This window comes from Paenibacillus sp. FSL R5-0345, assembly GCF_000758585.1.
Taxonomy (GTDB): domain Bacteria; phylum Bacillota; class Bacilli; order Paenibacillales; family Paenibacillaceae; genus Paenibacillus_AQ.
This window is the reverse complement of sequence record NZ_CP009281.1, coordinates 5,938,525-5,958,301: the sequence shown is the minus strand read 5'-3', so window position 1 is coordinate 5,958,301 and position 19,777 is coordinate 5,938,525. Positions and strand designations below refer to the sequence as shown.

Sequence of the window (19,777 nt, the reverse complement as noted above, 5' to 3'; positions counted from 1 at the left end):
AAGACTTGTATAATTATTACATAATGGGAAAAGGATGAAGGAGACTGCCGTGACTAAACCAAAGCTATTCATTGGATCTTCCAGGGAATCCATACGTTATGCAAGAGCGATTCATGAGCAGCTAAAGAGGGATGCTGAAGTTCATCCTTGGTATGCCAATGCCTTTCGAGCGAATGAATATACAATGGAGGCACTGGAGCGAAATTTGGATGAGAGCGATTTTGCTGTATTTGTGTTCTCGCCAGATGATGTTGCCAAAATACGCGGTAAATTTTATTATGTGACACGTGATAATACGGGGTTTGAAATGGGTTTATTCTGGGCTAGATTACGGCGTAGCCGCGTATTTTGTCTAGTGCCTGATCAGGTGACTGCCCGTGATGATTTAATCCCTGGAGAGAATGTTGAAGAGTACCATCTGTTGTCTGATTTATCAGGAATTACATCTCTAGAGTATGAAGTGCATCATGATAATCCTACAGCTGCTGTAGATGTGAGCTGTGGTAAGATTATTGATAGTATTCAAGAGCGTGGTAGATTCCGGGACCCGGTTAAAGATTTAGAGCAGCTAAAGATAGAATTAAGGCGCAAAGAAAGTATCCTTCATTTCTTTTGGCAATATAATAGTAATGTGACCATCTCCGAAAATGGAGAGAAGTATCACGCACTCAGCGAGGCGATACGCAATTCCTTTTTACCTCCGAAGCATTGTCGTGTAATCGGTGCAGCGATTTGGCAGGCTCAAGAGCAGGAGACTCTTGTTCAGGTCGGAGGGAATGTTGGGCGTGGTCACTCTTACCCCCTGTCTGTAACGAGAGGGAATGAGAAGCGGCCTAGTGTGGTGGATGCATTTTTATCGAGCAAATGGACTTTTTTTCAACGAACAGAAGTTGCAGAGGTATATATCCTATGCTATCCTCTAGGTAAGAAACATGTTCTTTCCGTACATTTTTCAGGGAGTGATGGGTTATCTGCGGATGATCTTAAGGCGGTAGTTGGGCATAATCAGGATTTATTCCGTACCATCAATCATTTAGTAGGGGAGGATTCAGCATGAAGAGAATAAAGGGCATGAATAACTTAACGGGTGCTGTTCTCCGATCTGCAAGTGGTGGAAGCAGTAGTTCAGGAGATAAGAACACCTCAAGTAAAGCAGGCTCGAGCCATACTGCTCAGCAACCAGCTTCAGCTCAAATTTATACTGCGCCTTCTTTAGACGGCGGAGACGATGAATATAAGAAGCTTATTAGCGGTAAGGTAGATAATAATAAACCTTCCTTTGCGTGATAAGCATAAGTGGCTGTCTCAAAAGTAGAAATCTACTTAAGGGGCAGCTTCTTTTTTTTGCGTAAATGTAACGCTCGATTGAGGTATTAAGCTGTGGGACTAATGAAATTTTTGGAGTAATTAGGGAAAAACTCCCTAAAAATAGCTGGTAATAACTCTAAATGAATGGAATTAGGGAATTCCTCCCTAAAAATCGGGGGAATATCTATATTTAGCACCGAATCAGGTCAATTATAGGGAGATATTCCCTAATTGTTAGAATAATGAGCAGAAATCTCCGATTATTAGGGAGATATTCCCTAATTCCTAAGCAGAGCTTCTGTTTCAATTCTTCAGCCGTTGTGAGGGCGCTCTGCACAACGTGTTGTAGCAAGTCATACATAGTGCACCAAGCCACAAACAATGCTGCAGCAGCACATAGAAGCGCTTCTCCATTAACAGGAGAAGCGCTTCTATGCTTACTGGGACAGCCTTCAGCTCTATCGACTGCTTTTCTTGGCAATTTCGTGTCGTACGACAGGTGCAACCTCTGTTGCCAATAGTTCAATTGCCTTGGCTACCTTGGCGTAAGGAAGGCCACCGATGTCGAGTTGAGTCATAAAACGGTTATGGCCGAACAGCTCATGCTGATAAAGGATTTTTTCGATAATTTGCTGCGGGCTGCCCACAGCCATCGTGTTATCAGCAGATACATATTGGCCAAAGTCGTCACGAGAGACGCTGTATTCTTGTCCAGGTTTTGGGCTGATGGAATTACGATAACTATAATAGTAAGGGTAATATTCATCGAGTGCCTGCTGTGAAGTTTCGGCAATGTAGCCGTGGCTAGTAATTGCAATCTTTAATGCTTCAGGTGAATGCCCCGCCTGCATTCCAGCGCGTCGATAAGTTGCGGCAAGCTCTTGGAAAGGTTCTGGACTACCGCTAAGAATGGCGATGGCCATTCCAGTTCCGAGTACGCCGGATTTCTCCGCGCTTTCAGGAGAACCTCCTACACCAATCCATACCGGCAGGCTTTGTTGAAGAGGGCGTGGAGCAATCTCAGAATCCTTCAAGGATGAACGGAAGGAACCTTCCCAGTTCATAATTTCATGCTTATTAAGCTCGAGAAGCAGATTGATATTCTCGGTGAAAAGTCGATGATAGTCTTCAAGTTCATACCCGAAGAGCGGGAAAGATTCCACAAAAGCACCACGTCCAGCAATAATCTCTGCACGTCCATTCGACAGTAAATCAAGCGTGGCGAAATCCTCGAACACGCGCACGGGATCAATGGTGCTTAATACGGTGGTGGCGCTCGTCAGTTTGATTCTACGGGTAACCTGAGAGATGGCGGCCAGAACGACTGGAACCGAAGAAATTGCAAAATCAAGACGGTGATGCTCACCTACACCGAATACATCAAGCCCCGCTTCATCCGCTAACTTCGCCGCAGCTACAACTTCGTCAAGTCGTTGTTTCGGGCTGATCTTATTGCCGGTATGACAATCAGCTACTATGTCTCCTAAGGTGTAGATACCGAATTCAAAATCGGCTGCTGATGCTGTGGTTACCTCGTTACTCATGATCACAAACCCCTTGTTATTCATATATTTGATAAAGCTTGTTCGTTTATGAAAGAATGTGATTATTATAACACAATAACTTACAAATTGTAAGTTTATGAGTAAATGTTTTGAATTCCAGTCTTTTAAATTACAAAATGAGGAAGATTAATCCATGTTATTACATTATAATTGTCATTAGTATTATATTTCATTTTAAAAATATATCCAAAGATAGCATTTATATGAGGAGGCGTGTGGTAGTGGGAGGAACATTATTAAAATCACATCTTCGTACTGCAGTTATTGGTTTAGGGGTATTGCTTATGGTAAATCCGGTACAAGCTGCTGGGATTGATTCACACACCTCGTATATAGGCTCAAACTTTGAGGATTATTATGCAAATCTGCCTTCTGCGAAGGTAGAGTGGTCAACAACGATGGATTTACCAGCATTAGAAAATGTACCGACGGATTACCTCATGGGGAAGGGGGTTGTTTCTGTTGGTGCAGGTAAAGTTTTTATGCTTCAAAAGGGTCAACTGCTTGCCGTTAACGCTCAGACAGGAAAAGTTGTGTGGAAATACGGTGCTAAATTAAAAACACCGATGCTTTATCAAGACGGCGTGGTTTACGCGACTTCTGAGGCGGGTACCATCTATGCAGTGAATGCAGCTACTGGAAAAAATAAATGGAGCTCGTCAGCAAATAGTAAAGGTGTCAGTCAATTGGTTCTTGATAAAGATCAGCTATTTGCCGCAGCCAATGGTGATATTCAAGCCTACAATCTGAAGGATGGCAAGTTGCAGTGGCGTGATAACTTCAGAGATCAGCTGTTTGAACCGTTTATGGTTGAGGGGAATCTGGTACTAGCTCAAAACTCAGTATCTGGAGCATATACGTATGACATCTTGCATGCGTTTGATCGAACAACGGGTAAGGAGCTTTGGAATAATAGAGATTATGATCTTCCGATTGCAGAGATTAATGGAACGCTTGTCGTACAACGGAAAGCTACCTTATTCGATACTTACCCACTTCCGACACTCGACAGTCTGGATGTTAAGACAGGGAAAGTGGTAAAAACCGTAGAGTATAATCCTGCTAATATTGACCCGAATGATCCCGAAGCATTTAAGGGAGGCAGTGCCTGGAGTGACGGTGACAGAATTTATATAACAGGGGAAAAGGGTGTTTTTAGTTACCCCCTGAATGCAGATCCTGCTACCGTAACACGAGATAATTACTCGTATGCATCTATCGGATCGAATTTAGAATACGCAGCTGGTCCTTATGATGGAAGAATTCTTTTTAGTAAGGGACAAAGTATTTATGGTGTTAAAATGGCGAATAAATCAGTGGTTCAGTATAGTGGAATTAGCAATCCGATTGCACGCTTTGATCTGCTCGGACATGGTATGTATGTGGCCCAGACTGACGGAAAATTAATCGCGATAGACCTGATTACCGCAAAACCGATCTTACAGCTCAAAACACCAGATAGAGTATTTGGCCCAACCTTGCTGGAGAACGGGATGATTATTGTACAGAGCAAAGGGAAGCTAACTGCTTTCAAGGAGCCGCAGGCACTGAAGATGAAATAATAGAATTCATAAGCGGCTCGCCGAAGAATATTCGGTAGAGCCGTTTTCTGTGAATTGGACTTTAAAATCCCAGTGCGAAAAACACAATTCTAATTTATGATTAATAGGATATAGATTTAAGAAATTAAATAGAAGGACCGGGGGATTTTATGGAACAGCAAGCAATTTGGGCGATAGGTATTTTTCTACTGATTTATGGACTGATTATATCTGAAAAAATTCACCGTACGATCCTAGCGATGTTAGGTGCTATTGTTATGGTAGCGATGGGCATTGTGGATCAGGAGACGGCATTGCATCACATCGATTTTAATACCATTGGATTACTTGTAGGCATGATGATGATTGTAGGAATTACTGCAGAGACAGGGCTCTTTAAATATGCGGCCGTGAAATCAGCTAAGCTGGCGAAAGGGAAGCCGAGACGGATACTGATTGCCTTATTTGTTATTACTGCTGTGGCTTCTGCCTTCTTGGATAATGTTACAACAGTGCTACTTATGGTACCCGTTACCTTCAGTATTACAAGACAACTGCGCATAAATCCGCTGCCTTTTTTGATGTCACAAATTATCGCATCGAATGTCGGCGGCACAGCAACATTGATCGGAGATCCGCCGAATATTATGATTGGCAGTGCGGTGAAAGAGCTGACGTTTATGTCCTTTATCAGCAATCTGACACCCGTGATTATTATCATTATGTTGGCGTATATCCCGCTTTTCCTATTGATGTTTGGGAAGCAAATTAAATCCACTCCGGAATTGCAGCAAAGCATTATGGACATGGATGAAAAGGCAATGATTACGGATCATAAGCTACTGCGAAAATGCTTGATCGTGCTTGGCCTTACGATTACAGGCTTTTTTTTACATCAGCTGCTACAGTTGGAATCGGCTACAGTGGCCTTGGCAGGGGCTTTTTTACTGCTTTTGCTGACCGGGGGAGAACATATGCTGGAGAAAGCTTTTCACAGCGTGGAGTGGATTACGATTTTCTTTTTTATCGGGCTGTTTGTTCTCGTATCAGGACTCGTAGAGACGGGCGTCATCGCAGAGCTGGCTGCCAAAGCAATCGAATTAACGGGCGGAGATGTACTAAAGAGCTCAATGATGATCTTATGGGTGAGTGCAATTGCTTCTGCATTTCTTGATAATATTCCGTTTGTAGCAACGATGATTCCTTTGATTCAGGAGATGGGGCAGATGGGGATTACCAATCTGGAGCCCCTCTGGTGGAGCTTGGCCTTGGGCGCTTGCTTGGGCGGAAATGGTACATTAATCGGTGCCAGTGCCAATCTGATCGTTGCGGGTCTAGCTGGTAAAGAGGGCTACCCAATCACATTCATGAAGTACTTGAAGGTGGGTTTTCCTTTGATGCTGTTGTCCATTGTGATCTCAAGTGTATATTTATATTTAAGATATCTGATGTGAAACCGTGTAGCTAAGAACCGAGGGAGCGATAGGTTTGAAGTGATATGTGGAAGAGGTTATGAAATAAGTGTACAGAATGCAATGAACTCAAAGGTTTCCGAAGTTTGCCCAACGTGCACTTAACGTTATGCAATGCAGATAAACAAGAAGGCAGTGATTCTCTAATATCTGAGGATCACTGCCTTCTTGTTTTTTACATTAATAGGGCTGCTTTGGAGAGCCGCTTTTTATAGCTGGAATGTTTAGTATTGAGAGTTGAGTTCCTTCCTGTGCTCAAGGAGTATGGCTTCCGAAATAATAGTAAGTTCCTTTTGGATATTGATTCCACTCACCCTCAAGTGAAAACTGCTGTGATCCAGTGTATATACCAGATTTTCGGACAATAGTTCCACCTGTGGAGAGGAATTGCTGAGTAGAAGAAGGATCACCGAGAACATCTACGATTTGGCCGTTTTTCTTCAGTACTAATGCTGTAATATTATATGCTCCTGGATTATATAGACTCAGATCGTCATTGTAATAGAAGATATTTAATAAATCAAATGCGTCCCCAAAAGTAGAATCTATAAAAATATACGGCATTGTTGGGAATACAGGAAATAATGGACGGGAATAAACCTGTTTGCTTTGGGTTGCTTTCATAAATTGGTGGACCTCTAGAGTGTAGCCTTCTGCCATATCATTGGGAGTACCATTTCCTCTGTAATACAGTTCGACTGCAATTCTGCCATTCCCGCCGTCCAGATACTCTGAGAAGAATAGCTCAGAGGTACCCTGTGAAGCCACGCTTATGGATAATACAACCGCATTGCCATCAGAACCTACTATCCATACCGTTCCTGGACTTGTAGGGCCATTCCATATAACTCCATTCAGAGTTACTGGTCCGCTTAATGAACCCTTGATGTTTTCTGTGTACACTTTAAATTGGTTCTGGTTAGGAATCAGCTTGGAAATGTCGAAGGAAAGATTCGGTATACCTTGCTTGGTGGTTATTGGCACAAAGCCGTTGTTTACAAGCTGGGCTGTAATCAAGGTGAAAGCTGTGGTAGTTGAACCTCCTTTACCATCGCTTGCTATGAGGGTCACTAAACCACTCGCTGAACTATTAGCTGCCGGAGTTACCGTCAGAATGTTGCCATTAAGGCTAAGTGTGCCAGCATTTACGTTATCTATAGAAGCTGAATAAGTAAGCCTGTCATTGTCTGGATCTTGAAAAAGCTGCCCCAGATCAAATGTACGTGGGGCCGTGATACCTGGGGTTAAGAGCTGAGTAGTGATTTCAGATATCACAATTGGCGGCTGATTAGACGTTACAGTGAATACAAAAGTTGCGGTGTTAATGCCGCCTCGACCGTCCATTACTGTTATGGTAATCGTGGCTGTACCTGAATGGACCGGAACAAGGTTGAGACGATTACCATTTACAGATACAGTGGCGACGCCAGCATCAGAGGAGGAAGCCACGAATGTAAGCGGGTCGCCATCCGGATCAATGAACACGTTGCTGATATCAACGTTTTGAGTGCCACTGGTGATCAGAGCAGATATTGGATCAATATTTTTTTGCACGACTGGTGCATGGTTCACCGGAGTCGGGGTAGGTGTAGGCTCAGGAGTCGCCACCGGAGAAGGACTCGGAGTCGCTACCGGAGAAGGACTCGGGGTCGCCACCGGAGAAGGACTCGGGGTCACCACCGGAGAAGGACTCGGGGTCACCACCGGAGAAGGACTCGGAGTCGCCACCGGAGAAGGGCTCGGGGTCACCACCGGAGAAGGACTCGGAGTAACCACCGGAGAAGGACTCGGAGTAACCACCGGAGAAGGACTCGGAGTCGCTACCGGAGAAGGACTCGGGGTCGCCACCGGAGAAGGACTCGGGGTCACCACCGGAGAAGGACTCGGAGTCGCTACCGGAGAAGGACTCGGGGTCGCCACCGGAGAAGGACTCGGGGTCACCACCGGAGAAGGACTCGGAGTAACCACCGGAGAAGGACTCGGAGTCGCTACCGGAGAAGGACTCGGGGTCGCCACCGGAGAAGGACTCGGGGTCGCCACCGGAGAAGGACTCGGGGTCGCCACCGGAGAAGGACTCGGAGTGGCCACCGGAGAAGGCTCAGGAGTCGAATCGCTCACGGCGTTAGCAGACGTGGACGGAGTATATGCAGGAGCAATAACTCCGGATGTATTTTGAACCATTTTGATATTACCTTGAATGGCTGTGTAATTTGTTATGAAATGCGAAGGCAGACTGTTGCCGGGCAACTGCAGATTTTGAATAGACAGGGCTGGATCGAGGGTAATCTTAGCGCCGCCTTCAACTATTTTTAAGGTTTGCAGGGAAGAGCTACCATGAATAGTAACTGGAGTTATAGAATCCACAATGATCTGCCCCACTTGGCCCTGAAAGGTTATACTCGAAACGCCATTTTTGATCTTCAAATCACCGGAAACATCACCTTTAATAACAACATCATTTCCTGAAATGTTAAGTAAAGAACTAGAAGGTAAGCCGGAGGTATTTAGTTGAACCCCTTTTTGTACAATTTCTAGCTCCTGTAAACCGTGCACATGACGATTCAAGGAATTGAACTTAAGAACAGCTCCTTTTAAAGCATCATGGTTGTTAACAGTCATTAATTCTTTAAGGCTATCTTCAATGAGGTAAGGTGTGCCATTGATCGTTACGAAATCTCCATCGATATTGTCGATCGTTGCCGTTTGTTGTTCTTCTTTAAAAATATTCAGCAGAAAAGAAGCTATATCCTGGCGCTGTACAGTACCTTTGGGGCTGAATATATCTTCGGGAGAATCTATAAGTTTAAGGCGAAGTGCGACATCGGTGTACTCTTTTGCCCAATTGCTGATTGCGGATTCATCATTAACCTTGTGGGCATGTCCACCTTGCGCCCCAATTCCATGGATAGCACGTACAAATATAACTGCAAGCTCTTCTCTGGTTACAGGCCTGAATGGATTAAAATTACCTGTAAGATCACCCTCCATAAATCCTGCCTTCTTCACTGCTTCAATAGCGGAGACACTCCAACTGGAGTCAGATACATCTTTAAAGGAAGAAGCGGGGTTCACTGAGGAATCTAGCTTTAAGGTCTTCGCTAGAATGGCTGCCAGCTCTTGGCGAGTAATTGTGGCAGTGGGTCTGAATTGTCCGTTCGGGTCACCTTTAAGCAATCCTAGACGAGCAGCCTCGAGGATTGCGGCACTTTTCGTCTGTTGTATTTCTGTTAAATCAGAAAACGGTAGAGTGATTTCAGCTGCAGATGCATAGAGTGTACCACTGAATAAGGTGTTAAGGGCAACAAGTGTTGCTCCCCATTTTAATGATATGCTTTTCAAGCAAAAACCCCTTCCTTAGAACCAATTTTTCATAAACTTACTTCATTATATCGACGCAAAAGCAAGAATTTTTAATACTTTCATCCTACTAAAAGTGATTAAAATCATTGTTTTTATAACTTACGGACTAAAAGTAACTCCACATCGTTCCATAAAAGGGCTTGTTTTTTGTTGACAGCTAATAAAAACGATGATATTTTAAATATTATAATTCCAATTGATTTACTTTGAATAAAAATTACCGACTGTTCCTACAGAGGTATTGCGAATGTAAAAGCGCAATACCTCTGTTTTTTGTATACAGAATTGAAGGAGGGGTCAGGATGGGAGAAGCGTTGCTGTCTATTTCAAATCTGAATAAACGTTTTGAGTCTGCAGGGGGTCATGTTCAGGCACTGTATAATGTTGATCTCCATGTGCAAGAAGGTGAATTCATTACGGTCATCGGCCCCAGCGGTTGCGGCAAAAGCACGCTGCTGCGCATCGTGGCTGGTTTGGACAGCGGTTATACGGGGAGTGTTACCCTAGGAGGGACGGAAATTGGAGGTCCCGGAATTGATAAAGGGTTTATTTTTCAAGAACATCGTCTCTTCCCTTGGCTCACCGTAGAGAAGAATATTGCTTCCGATTTACCGCTAGGGAACAAGGAGATTAGACGGAAGGTCGATGAGTTGATTGATCTCGTCAAGTTAAATGGATTTGAGAAATCCTATCCCCGGGAGTTATCAGGAGGGATGGCCCAACGGGTGGCGATAGCCCGTGCACTACTGCGAAATCCCAAAATCCTGCTGCTGGATGAACCGTTTGGTGCACTGGATGCGTTCACCAGAGCACATATGCAGACGGTATTACTGGACATTTGGCGTGCGAATAAAACAACCATGATTTTTGTAACACATGATATTGATGAGGCTGTATTCCTAGGCAATCGGGTAGTGATTCTAGAACCGCGCCCCGGTAAGATACGTAAGGTTGTACCGGTTGATCTGCCGTATCCACGTAAAAAAACAACGTCTTCCTTTCAAGAGCTACGTTTGAAGGTGCTGAGTTATTTTGAAAAAGTCGATGAGCTTGAGCTTATTGACGGGGCAGGAATATAAATAAGTCGACCATACCAATGGAGACCTCCGAAAGTGTTCAATATTCGAGGGTCTCTTTTTGTTATTTAAAGAGATTGTAAAGCTAAAAAAAGGCGGGTGCAGAGCATGACAAATCGGGCTATGGCCGTAAGAACTTCCGAACGCCCCGGAAAGGTAACAACATTGGGACTGGGTCTTCTGTTGCCGGGCACTGTGCTGATTCTGTGGCAGACCCTAGGACACTATGGAATGATCTCAGAAATGCTGTTTCCGACACCGTATACCATTGCAGAATCATTTGTATCCTTGGCCGTCTCAGGGGATTTATGGCCGAACTTTAGGATCAGCTTGGTGAGAGCTCTTTCCGGCTTCCTGCTCGGTGGTGGACTTGGACTGCTGTTAGGTATTCTTGTAGGTCTGTTCCGCAGATCAGAGAAATTGCTAGATCCCTCCCTGCAAATGATTCGCATGATACCGAGCTTGGCGGTAGTGCCGCTGTTCATCTTATGGTTCGGGATTGGCGAGGAATCTAAAGTGCTGTTGATTGCTAAAGGCGCATTTTTCCCACTTTATATTAATACGTTTATGGGCATTCGCGGTGTGGATAATAAGCTGTTCGAAGTTTCTCGAGTGCTTGGGTTCAGTCGGTTTAAGCAAGTTGTAAGATTAGTGCTTCCAGCGGCGCTGCCGAACATTATTCTCGGAGTGCGCCTTTCCTTGGGGCTATCTTGGTTAGGTCTGGTAGTAGCAGAGCTGATTGCTTCCACTTCAGGCATTGGGTATATGATGTCGGACGCGCGTCAATTCGCGGATACCCCTGTGGTGTTCGTGGGAATTATTATTTTTGCTATTGCAGGAATGGTGAGTGACTCTATTGTCCGCTACATTGAACGACGGCTGCTCAGATGGCAGGACAACTATCGTGGATAAACAGAAAACGCGCAAGAAACGAAAGGGGGATGCACCATGAGCGATGGAGTAGAAGCTATTTTAAAAAACGCTACAAGAGCACGGGAATCGTTAGATAGCAGTGATACTGCTCCTTTATCGACTAAGAAATCGGAGAGATCCGCGGTACCTATAGCATGGAAATCTCTACTGTCAGATTGGGGAACGGGCGCTATCATACCGGTGGTGACGATTGTTCTTTGGCAGCTGGCAGGAAGCACCGGACTGATCTCCGCGCAGTTTTTGCCGACTCCGTTGTCGATCGCCAGAGCGTTTACAGACCTATTGGTTACTGGAGAGTTAACTCATCATCTAGGTGTCAGTATGGGGAGAGCGGGAATTGGTTTTCTCATCGGAGGTGTTCTAGGCCTTTTATTCGGAGTCCTGACTGGTTTATTTCGCAGTGTGGAATATGTGCTAGATCCTAGTGTGCAGGTGTTGCGGCTTGTCCCGCATTTAGCTATAGCACCGCTGATTATTTTGTGGTTTGGCTTTGGGGAGATGTCTAAAGTAGTGATCATTCTGACAGGGTCATTTTTTCCACTCTATATTAATACGTTTATGGCCATCCGCAATGTGGATAACAAGCTGTTTGAAGTGTCTCGGGTGTTAGGCTTTAGCCCGTATCAGAAGCTGCGCAGGCTGATATTGCCGGCAGCATTACCCGGAATTTTGTTAGGATTGCGGCTGTCATTGGCTGTAGCATGGATTGGTCTTGTTGTAGCTGAGCTCATTGGTTCACAGTCCGGCATCGGATTCCTGATCAATGAGGCGAAGCAGAATTCAAATACAGAGGTTGTATTTGTAGGCATTATTATTTTTGCTATTGTCGGTAAGCTAATCGACTCTTTGTTCCGAATCATTGAACGCAAGTTCTTGTTCTGGCGCGATAGTTACGAAGGGTAAACCAATTGAGGAGGTCTTGGGACATGAGTAGATCGATACAAAAAGGATCGTTGAATTTGGTGGCGGATGTGCTCGTTATAGGCGGAGGACCGGCAGGAACATGGGCAGCCCTTACGGCCTCAGCAAAGGGTGCGAAAGTTGTCCTCGCAGATAAAGGCTATTGCGGTTCGAGCGGTGCAACTGCGCCTTCGGGAACAGGGGTCTGGTATGTCAAGCCGGATGAAAAGCTCCGCGAGGAAGCTAAGGCAAGTCGATATATATTGGGCGGTCAGCTGGCTGAATCCCGCTGGATGGACCGAGTGCTAGACCGTACCTATGTCAATATGAACAAACTTGGCGTTTCAGGATATCCATTCCCTGTAGATGAGCAGGGCAATCAGTTTCGCAGGAGTCTTCAGGGACCGGAATATATGAAATTAATGCGTAAACTGGTGAAAAAGGCGGGCGTTAAAATTTTAGATCATAGCCCAGCCATGGAGCTCCTTGCGGATGAGCATGGCGTAGCCGGAGCGGCTGGCGTTCATACGCAGAGTGGTGAGACCTGGACGGTTCAAGCCGGAGCGGTCGTTATTGCTACTGGGGGATGCGCCTTCTTAAGTAAGGCACTCGGCTGCAACGTGCTTACTGGTGACGGCTATTTATTCGCTGCTGAGGCCGGAGCAAATCTGTCAGGTATGGAGTTCTCTAATGCCTACGCGATTTGCCCTACGTTCTCATCGGTGACCAAGACGGCGTACTACAGCTATGCCAGCTTTTATTATGAGGATGGGAGCATTGTGGAAGGGGCAGGTTCCAAGAAAGGGCGTTCAGTGATCGCTCGGAATTTGCTGGCAGGCAATCAGGTGTACGCCAAACTGGATGGAGCGCCCGAAGATTTAAGACCGCTGCTGCGGGTGGCGCAGACGAACTTTTTCCTGCCCTTTGATCGACAAGGGATCGATCCGTTCAAGGATGCTTTTCCGGTTACGCTTCGTCTCGAAGGAACGGTTCGCGGGACGGGTGGTATTCATATCACAGACGAAAGCTGTGGCACAGGTGTTCCGGGACTTTATGCGGCAGGAGATGCAGCAACCCGTGAGCTGATTTGCGGGGGATTTACTGGTGGTGGCAGCCATAATGCGGCTTGGGCTATGTCATCCGGCTCTTTTGCAGGAGAAGGGGCAGCTGTCTATGCGCAGAGCCTTGGCTCACATGCAGCGCACCGTAATCCAGTCGGCTTATCGTCTTCCCCACTGGTTCATCAAGAAGTGAAGCCAGGAGTGACTGCTCAAACGACAGAGGTTATATCTGCTGTGCAGGCTGAAGTGAAGCCGTATGACATTAATTTATTCCGTACGGACAAAGGGCTGACCTCTTCATTAGGTCGTCTGGATGAACTGTGGAAAGATCAGCGCAGCCGTGAGATTCAGCGTACACCTGAAGGGGTTAAAGCGCGTGAAGCAGAAGCCATGACAGCAACCGCCCGCTGGATGTACAATTCTGCGCTTGCCCGTACTGAGACGAGGGGCATGCATAAGCGTGAAGATTTTAAGGGAACGGATCAAGATCAGCATCATCGCTTGATTAGCGGTGGATTGGATCAGGTATGGGTGAAGACAGAAGCCGTGGCCAAGGAGGGTGTTTTATCGTGATTGAGGTGATCAGCGCTGCCAGATGTGTAGAGTGCAACCAATGTGTATCGGTCTGCCCGACCAATGTTTTCGAACAGGTAGAGGATGGTATTCCTGTTATTGCCCGGCAGAGCGATTGCCAGACTTGCTTTATGTGTGAGCTGTACTGTCCTGTGGATGCTCTTTATGTAGCGCCAGATTCAGAGAAAGTGATTGGGGTGACAGAGGCAGGGCTAGAGGAGCAGGGTCTACTTGGTGGTTATCGTGAAAAAGTAGGCTGGGGCAAAGGCAGACAGCCGGTAGCAAGCCATGACTATATGTACAAATTGGCGTCGAGGGCAGGGTTCTGATCTTGATTAAGATTTAAATAAATAACATTTACTAGGGGGAGAAAGTAATGAAACAAGCGTACAGAGAGATTCAAGGGAAACAATCTAAAAGGATACGATTTGCACTTTTAACTACGATAATGATGATCATGCTGGTGCTTCAGGCTTGCGGAAATAACACTGGGGGCAATGGAGCATCTGCATCCGGCGGCTCTAATACAGAGAAATCTGGAGGAGAGACCGCGAGTAATGTTCCAGCGGTTCTAAATTTTGGTTTTATCGGCTCCAATAAGCTGAATGTGCCAGGTGGCGCGGAGGGCTGGGGCTTTTATAAGGGGATCATTCAGGAAGAGTTAAAGAAATATGGCATTACTGAGGTGAAGCTTACGGGCTTTCCAAACGGTCCCGATCAGACAGAATCCTTAATTAGTGGTCGGCTGGATATCGGCAGTCTTGGGGATACACCTGCTATTATTGCTTATGCTTCTGGCGCCAAGACGCGTCTGATTTCACAATCCTCAGCCAACACTATCGGTTATTTAATCGGTAAGAAGGATGGGCCTAAGACGGTGAAAGATCTGCAAGGTAAAACTATCGCGATTCAAAAAGGCTCTTTTATGCACCGCTATGTGGTCGGATTACTACAAGAAGAAGGCGTGACCGACTACAAACTCGTGCATATGCTCATTCCGGATGCTACCGCAGCTTTAGCCCGTGGAGATGTAGATGCTACTACGAACTTGGGTGTTCCTGCGCTGAAGTTAATTGACCAAGGCTATACTCACTTGGATGACGCCTCGAAGCATCCGAACCTGCTTGGCACTAGCGCAACCGTTGTGTCTGAGGATTATCTGGCGAAATTCCCTGATTTCCCTAAGGTATGGAATGCCGCTCGTGAGAAAGCATTGGCTGACTTGAAGCAACATGAAGATGAATATTATCAATTCCTCGCCGAAATCGGAGATACAACCCCTGAGCTGGCGAAGCAAGTAAATCCGATCAGCGATATCAAGGATACCGCATTTACTGATGAGGGAACCAAGCTGCTGGAGGGTACTAAAAACTTCCTTGTCGAAGAAAAGCTTGCGAAAAAGGATTTTAATATTAGTGATTGGCAGCTGAAATAACGATGGCTGGGAAGAACAACCTGAATTTGAAGCGGTCTAAAATAGCATGTGCTAGCTAATTTTTTTGGGAGGAAGTCAAATGTCGCAGCTTAAGAAGGAAATGACAGTGGATGTCCTCGTGCTTGGAGGAGGCCCCGCAGGTGCTTGGGCGGCATGGAGTGCAGCGTCGCAAGGTGCAAAGGTAGTCCTGGCCGATAAGGGCTACTTGGGCACAAGCGGGGCTACTGCTCCAGGCGGTACAACGCTGCTCGTTATCCCACCGATTGCCGAACTGCGAGAGCAGGCGGTTCAATCCAGGCTGAAATCCGGTGGATATTTGTCGGAGAATGCTTGGATTCACCGAGTGCTGGATCAGGTAGAGCAGAATCTGGCTCTAGTCGAGCAGTGGGGTTATCCTTTTCCAAAGGATGAGGCAGGCAACTCACTTCGTACACATCTGCATGGACCAGAATACATGCGGATTATGCGAAGGGTTGTCCGCAAAGCGGGGGTCACGATCCTCGATCAGTCGCCAGCGCTAGAGCTTCTTTATGATGAACATGGGGTTGGCGGTGCACGTGGAATCAACCGTCTGACAGGGGAGTCTTGGGAAGTGAAGGCTAATGCCGTAGTGATGGCAACCGGTGGCTGCGCTTTTCTCAGCAAAGGTCTTGGCTGCAACGTACTGACAGGCGAAGGGCTGCTGATGTCTGCTGAAGTGGGAGCCGAGCTGTCGGGTATGGAATTCAGCCGCCAATACGCGCCGAGCTTCGCGGATGGAACCGTAACCCGCGGCCGTATGCTGGCGTGGGCAACGCTTTATGACGCGGACGGTCATCCGCTGCATAAAGGGGATCGGACTTTTGGCAGCATTCCTGAAATGATGCTCAAAGCTCCGGTTTATGCTTCGCTCGATATGGCAGATACAGCGGAGAAACAGGATTTTCTGCGAAAAGCGCATCCGATTTTCTTTATGCCGCTGGAGCGGGCGGGGATTGATGCGTTTAAGCAGAAATTCCCGCTCACACTGCGCTATGAGGGAACCATGCGCGGAACTGGGGGGTTGCGCTTGAGCGGCACGGACTGCCGGACGACCGTGCCCGGACTTTATGCGGCCGGAGATGCCGCATCTCGCGAGAAAGTGACCGGCGCCATCTCCGGCGGCGGGGCTTACAACGCTTCCTGGGCCATATGCAGCGGAAGCTGGGCAGGCCAGGGAGCCGCGCAGCATACGCGGTCCTGCCGAGGGCAGGCGAACAGCCGCAACCTTACCGCAGCGGGACGCTACGGTCTGGCGGCTGGCGCCGACACCTCGGAGACGCTGGAGGTGAAGCCGCTAGTCGCGGCGATCCAGCGTGAAATCTTACCGCTGCAGATTAATTATTTCCGCAGCGAGCCGGGCATTTCTTCAGCCTTGAAGCGGCTGAATGCCTTGATGCCCTTCTTGAACGGGCGGGTCCCCGCCACCGTACAGGGCATCGTGCAAGCGCGTGAAGCCGCGGCTATGCTCGCGGCCGGCAGGTGGATGTACACCGCCGCACTGGCTCGGAAGGAGACGCGCGGCCTGCAAAAGCTCGCGGAATATCCGGAGCTTGATCCGCGTCAAACCCACCGGCTGATTGTATCCGGTATAGAGCAAATAAGCATCGGTACCGAAGCTGTGCCCCATGCTCATGAACTGAATCTACTAAAGGAGGGGCAGGCGATATGATCGAACTAATCAGCTTGGAACGCTGTGTGGGTTGCAAACTGTGTACGAAAGTATGTCCGACAAACGTATTCGAAATGCAGGGGAAGATTCCGGTTATTGCGCGTCAGGAAGATTGCCAGACTTGTTTTATGTGTGAAGCTTATTGCCCTGTAGATGCACTCTATGTAGCACCGCAGGCAGATCAGCTGATCGGTGTAAATGAGGAGGCGCTAATCCAGACAGGGCTGCTAGGGAGCTGGCGGGCTGAGATCGGCTGGGGACCGGGCGCTAATGGCTCAATGGCTGAAAGGGATACTACCCCTTATTTTGAAGTGTTTACCGAGCAGTACCGTACGTGAAAAAACGAATGTTCTACACTAAAAAGCCGCTCAGACTTACAAGTCTGAGCGGCTTTTTTTAATTCGGTATTGTAGCTACACATCTTCTACTAGAAAAATCTATAGCAGTGCTTCGATCGCTGGCTCAATATCCAGCGGATCCACAGTAGATTCGAATCTTGTAATTACATTGCCTTCGCGATCAATTAGAAATTTAGTAAAGTTCCATTTGATTTCGTCATTGTTCAGTGCTTCCGGATCTTTGCTCTCAAGCATGCTTTGAAGCAGCTTTCCTGAAGAATGGTTCATGTCGAAGCCTTCAAATCCAGCCTGCTCCGTAAGGTGAGTGAAGAGGGGGTGTTTATTTTCGCCCTTTACTTCAACCTTCTCAAAGAGAGGGAACGTAACGCCGTAATTGATTTGGCAAAAGACATTCACTTCTTCATTGCTGCCAGGTTCCTGCTCCCCAAATTGATTGGAAGGGAAACCGAGAATTTGGAAGCCACGATCTTCGTATCGTTCATAGAGCTTTTGCAGGTCGGAATATTGATGGGTAAAGCCACATTTACTTGCTGTATTCACAATCAAAAGTACTTTACCTTTGTATTGTTCTAGTTCGATATCTTTTCCACGAATACTGCGTGCCGTATATGGATAAATGCTCATGCTGCTACATCCCTTCAGTTATGTATTGTAAACCCTAAAGCTGCCAGTGAATAAGAACAGGAAAAATTTTCAATGATTTAATTGTAAACAATGAAAATATCACTGTCAACTTCATACCCAGAAAGGGAGTGGAACCTTTAAAGCAGAACTAGAATAGTATGGATATGGGTTATTTCATATTTCAAAGCAGCTGTTATAGGAATAATTCTACCTCATATTGTTTTAATGCGTTAAAGCTACTCTGCGTTCCATTATTATCTTGCATCGAAAACATTTTTTGATTAAGATAGCAGAAACCAGCGCAAAAGACGCGCTGACATAAACAAGGACTATGACGAAGAGAGTAAGCATTATAGCGGATCTTAACAGGGAAGGCGTGCCGGAGACTGAGAGCACCCTTATGAGACGATTAATGCCGAAGTTCACTTCCGAGTCGGCCCCTGAAGTAGTTTGTCACAGGTCGTGACAGGTATGAGTAGGGAGGCCCGCGCCCCGCGTTACCGGGTTTAAGATAGAGTTAATCTTTAGTCAAAGGAATTCGATATTCTATTCCTTTGTGCTAGTATTCGGGTTAATTCTAAATAAGGGTGGTACCACGGCTCCTCGTCCCTTGCGACGGGGGGCCTTTTTGCGTTTCAAATTATAACAAAGAAGAGGGAGTGGAAGGGTAATGAGTAACGTGGAATTGGATGTTCTTAGAGGTCGTCTGGATGAAATCAATGGGCAATTGCTGGAGCTGATCTCCGAGCGGGCTAAGATTGTGCAGGAGATTGGAGTAGTTAAAGAAAAGCAAGGTGTGCCTAAGTTCGATCCAGAACGTGAAAAGAAAATGTTGGATCAGCTCGTAGCGAGCAACAAAGGACCTTTCACTGACGGGACCATCCGCAGCCTCTTCAAACAAATTTTTTCAGCTTCTCTGGACTTACAATCCGATGAACATAAAAAAACCTTACTAGTAGCACGCAAGGGTCACAAAGAAGATACAGTGATTGTTTTGCCGGGAGATGTTACGGTTGGCGGCTCTTCTTCACTGATGGTAGCTGGCCCTTGCTCCGTGGAGAGCGAACTACAGACCCGCACCGTAGCTGCTGCTCTGCAAAAGGCTGGCGTACGTGTTATGCGTGGCGGTGCCTTCAAGCCCCGGACTTCTCCTTATGACTTCCAAGGTCTAGGTATGGACGGACTAAGAATATTACGTGAAGCTGCAAATGACTATGGTCTGCTGACCATTAGTGAAATCGTAGATCCAAGACATATTGAAGAGTCTTTAGATTATGTAGATATCATCCAGATCGGTGCACGGAACATGCATAATTTCGAGCTGCTCAAGGCAGTCGGAGAAGTTAATAAGCCAGTGCTGCTGAAACGCGGATTGGCTGCCACACTTGATGAATTCATACATGCTGCGGAATACATTATGTCTCGTGGTAACACACAAATCATGTTGATTGAACGCGGAATTCGTACCTATGAAAAAGCGACCCGCAACACGCTCGATATCTCAGCAGTGCCTATTCTCAAGCAGGAGTGCCATTTGCCAGTATTGGTCGATGTTACTCACTCTACAGGACGTAAAGACATTCTCATCCCTTGCGCAAAAGCCGCGCTCGCAGCCGGAGCCGATGGGATTATGGTCGAGGTGCATCCTGATCCTGCAACCGCGCTGTCCGATGCCGCACAGCAGCTGAATATTGATGAGTTCAACACCTTCTTTAACGAAGTGAAAGCATCCGGACTGTACCGAATCTAGAAATATAGAATTTGAATGATATTTCAAGGATTGGCTAGAAAATGAGGTGAATAAGCGCTTACAAGTCTAACTAATCTTTTTGTGAAGGTGAAGGCGGGTCGAGTACAATAAGCAACATTAGCGTTGCACC

The 19,777-nt window shown here is 46.6% G+C and carries 16 protein-coding genes; 13 read left to right on the top strand and 3 right to left on the bottom strand.

Translation table 11 applies throughout. The features are described from left to right. The first annotated feature begins 49 nt into the window (after window positions 1–49). Together R50345_RS26220 and R50345_RS26215 are read left to right on the top strand one after the other, a co-directional pair. Window positions 50–1,057: a TIR domain-containing protein gene (locus R50345_RS26220; RefSeq protein WP_231573941.1), complete on the top strand. Its 1,008-nt coding sequence runs from the start codon at window positions 50–52 to the stop codon at window positions 1,055–1,057. After that, window positions 1,054–1,287 (top strand): hypothetical protein, encoded by a 234-nt coding sequence (locus tag R50345_RS26215; RefSeq protein WP_042131096.1) that lies wholly within the window; start codon window positions 1,054–1,056, stop codon window positions 1,285–1,287. Before R50345_RS26220 ends, R50345_RS26215 begins: the two co-directional genes overlap by 4 nt. Window positions 1,288–1,766: 479 nt before the next feature. Here the strand turns inward: R50345_RS26215 and R50345_RS26210 are convergent, their stop codons facing one another. Continuing rightward, a complete protein-coding gene (locus R50345_RS26210) occupies window positions 1,767–2,852 on the bottom strand; it encodes an LLM class flavin-dependent oxidoreductase (RefSeq protein WP_042131095.1) in 1,086 nt (361 codons plus the stop codon). Between the two features lie 242 nt (window positions 2,853–3,094). On the opposite strand from R50345_RS26210, the gene R50345_RS26205 reads away from it, so the two are divergent. Both R50345_RS26205 and R50345_RS26200 read left to right on the top strand, forming a co-directional pair. Continuing rightward, the gene (locus R50345_RS26205; RefSeq protein WP_042131094.1) at window positions 3,095–4,435 is read left to right on the top strand and encodes a PQQ-binding-like beta-propeller repeat protein; all 1,341 of its coding nucleotides are present in this window, start codon (window positions 3,095–3,097) and stop codon (window positions 4,433–4,435) included. A gap of 149 nt (window positions 4,436–4,584) precedes the next feature. Then, window positions 4,585–5,868 (top strand): ArsB/NhaD family transporter, encoded by a 1,284-nt coding sequence (locus R50345_RS26200; protein ID WP_042131093.1) that lies wholly within the window; start codon window positions 4,585–4,587, stop codon window positions 5,866–5,868. 273 nt (window positions 5,869–6,141) lie between these two features. Here R50345_RS26200 and R50345_RS31500 read toward each other — a convergent pair whose 3' ends face one another. Then, entirely contained in the window at window positions 6,142–9,225 is a 3,084-nt protein-coding gene (locus R50345_RS31500; protein WP_042131092.1) for an S-layer homology domain-containing protein, read from the bottom strand. A 323-nt stretch (window positions 9,226–9,548) separates the two neighbouring features. On the opposite strand from R50345_RS31500, the gene R50345_RS26190 reads away from it, so the two are divergent. The 8 genes from R50345_RS26190 to R50345_RS26155 all read left to right on the top strand — a co-directional run bounded on the left by R50345_RS26190 (window position 9,549) and on the right by R50345_RS26155 (window position 17,252). Beyond that, the gene (locus R50345_RS26190) at window positions 9,549–10,325 is read left to right on the top strand and encodes an ABC transporter ATP-binding protein (RefSeq protein ID WP_042131091.1); all 777 of its coding nucleotides are present in this window, start codon (window positions 9,549–9,551) and stop codon (window positions 10,323–10,325) included. Window positions 10,326–10,445: 120 nt separating this feature from the next. After that, the gene (locus tag R50345_RS26185; protein ID WP_249923589.1) at window positions 10,446–11,234 is read left to right on the top strand and encodes an ABC transporter permease; all 789 of its coding nucleotides are present in this window, start codon (window positions 10,446–10,448) and stop codon (window positions 11,232–11,234) included. Window positions 11,235–11,270: 36 nt separating this feature from the next. Beyond that, window positions 11,271–12,158 (top strand): ABC transporter permease, encoded by an 888-nt coding sequence (locus R50345_RS26180; RefSeq protein ID WP_081954196.1) that lies wholly within the window; start codon window positions 11,271–11,273, stop codon window positions 12,156–12,158. A 23-nt stretch (window positions 12,159–12,181) separates the two neighbouring features. Then, on the top strand, window positions 12,182–13,789 hold the full coding sequence (locus R50345_RS26175; protein ID WP_042131089.1) for an FAD-dependent oxidoreductase: 1,608 nt from the start codon (window positions 12,182–12,184) through the stop codon (window positions 13,787–13,789). Beyond that, a complete protein-coding gene (locus tag R50345_RS26170) occupies window positions 13,786–14,118 on the top strand; it encodes a 4Fe-4S dicluster domain-containing protein (protein ID WP_042131088.1) in 333 nt (110 codons plus the stop codon). Before R50345_RS26175 ends, R50345_RS26170 begins: the two co-directional genes overlap by 4 nt. Before the next feature lie 47 nt (window positions 14,119–14,165). Further along, window positions 14,166–15,224: an ABC transporter substrate-binding protein gene (locus R50345_RS26165; protein WP_052414745.1), complete on the top strand. Its 1,059-nt coding sequence runs from the start codon at window positions 14,166–14,168 to the stop codon at window positions 15,222–15,224. Between the two features lie 79 nt (window positions 15,225–15,303). Then, window positions 15,304–16,914 carry an FAD-binding protein gene (locus tag R50345_RS26160; protein ID WP_042131087.1) on the top strand — a complete coding sequence of 537 codons (1,611 nt, stop codon included), beginning with the start codon at window positions 15,304–15,306 and terminating at the stop codon, window positions 16,912–16,914. Beyond that, complete coding sequence (locus tag R50345_RS26155; protein ID WP_042131086.1) at window positions 16,911–17,252, top strand: 4Fe-4S binding protein; 342 nt, start codon at window positions 16,911–16,913, stop codon at window positions 17,250–17,252. Before R50345_RS26160 ends, R50345_RS26155 begins: the two co-directional genes overlap by 4 nt. Window positions 17,253–17,351: 99 nt before the next feature. Here the strand turns inward: R50345_RS26155 and R50345_RS26150 are convergent, their stop codons facing one another. Beyond that, window positions 17,352–17,897 carry a glutathione peroxidase gene (locus R50345_RS26150; protein WP_042131085.1) on the bottom strand — a complete coding sequence of 182 codons (546 nt, stop codon included), beginning with the start codon at window positions 17,895–17,897 and terminating at the stop codon, window positions 17,352–17,354. A gap of 670 nt (window positions 17,898–18,567) precedes the next feature. Between R50345_RS26150 and R50345_RS26145 the strand changes: the two genes are divergently transcribed. Continuing rightward, window positions 18,568–19,647 (top strand): bifunctional 3-deoxy-7-phosphoheptulonate synthase/chorismate mutase, encoded by a 1,080-nt coding sequence (locus R50345_RS26145; RefSeq protein ID WP_042131084.1) that lies wholly within the window; start codon window positions 18,568–18,570, stop codon window positions 19,645–19,647. Window positions 19,648–19,777 lie beyond the last annotated feature (130 nt).

What these genes read in the sequence shown, in the direction of transcription:
- R50345_RS26145 (WP_042131084.1), top strand. Translation starts at nt 18,568, where the DNA reads ATGAGTAACGTGGAATTGGATGTTCTTAGAGGTCGTCTGGATGAAATC.
- R50345_RS26160 (WP_042131087.1), top strand. Translation starts at nt 15,304, where the DNA reads ATGTCGCAGCTTAAGAAGGAAATGACAGTGGATGTCCTCGTGCTTGGA.
- R50345_RS26150 (WP_042131085.1), bottom strand. Translation starts at nt 17,897, where the DNA reads ATGAGCATTTATCCATATACGGCACGCAGTATTCGTGGAAAAGATATC.
- R50345_RS26180 (WP_081954196.1), top strand. Translation starts at nt 11,271, where the DNA reads ATGAGCGATGGAGTAGAAGCTATTTTAAAAAACGCTACAAGAGCACGG.
- R50345_RS26200 (WP_042131093.1), top strand. Translation starts at nt 4,585, where the DNA reads ATGGAACAGCAAGCAATTTGGGCGATAGGTATTTTTCTACTGATTTAT.
- R50345_RS26215 (WP_042131096.1), top strand. Translation starts at nt 1,054, where the DNA reads ATGAAGAGAATAAAGGGCATGAATAACTTAACGGGTGCTGTTCTCCGA.
- R50345_RS26210 (WP_042131095.1), bottom strand. Translation starts at nt 2,852, where the DNA reads ATGAGTAACGAGGTAACCACAGCATCAGCAGCCGATTTTGAATTCGGT.
- R50345_RS26165 (WP_052414745.1), top strand. Translation starts at nt 14,166, where the DNA reads ATGAAACAAGCGTACAGAGAGATTCAAGGGAAACAATCTAAAAGGATA.
- R50345_RS26155 (WP_042131086.1), top strand. Translation starts at nt 16,911, where the DNA reads ATGATCGAACTAATCAGCTTGGAACGCTGTGTGGGTTGCAAACTGTGT.
- R50345_RS26185 (WP_249923589.1), top strand. Translation starts at nt 10,446, where the DNA reads ATGGCCGTAAGAACTTCCGAACGCCCCGGAAAGGTAACAACATTGGGA.
- R50345_RS26175 (WP_042131089.1), top strand. Translation starts at nt 12,182, where the DNA reads ATGAGTAGATCGATACAAAAAGGATCGTTGAATTTGGTGGCGGATGTG.
- R50345_RS26190 (WP_042131091.1), top strand. Translation starts at nt 9,549, where the DNA reads ATGGGAGAAGCGTTGCTGTCTATTTCAAATCTGAATAAACGTTTTGAG.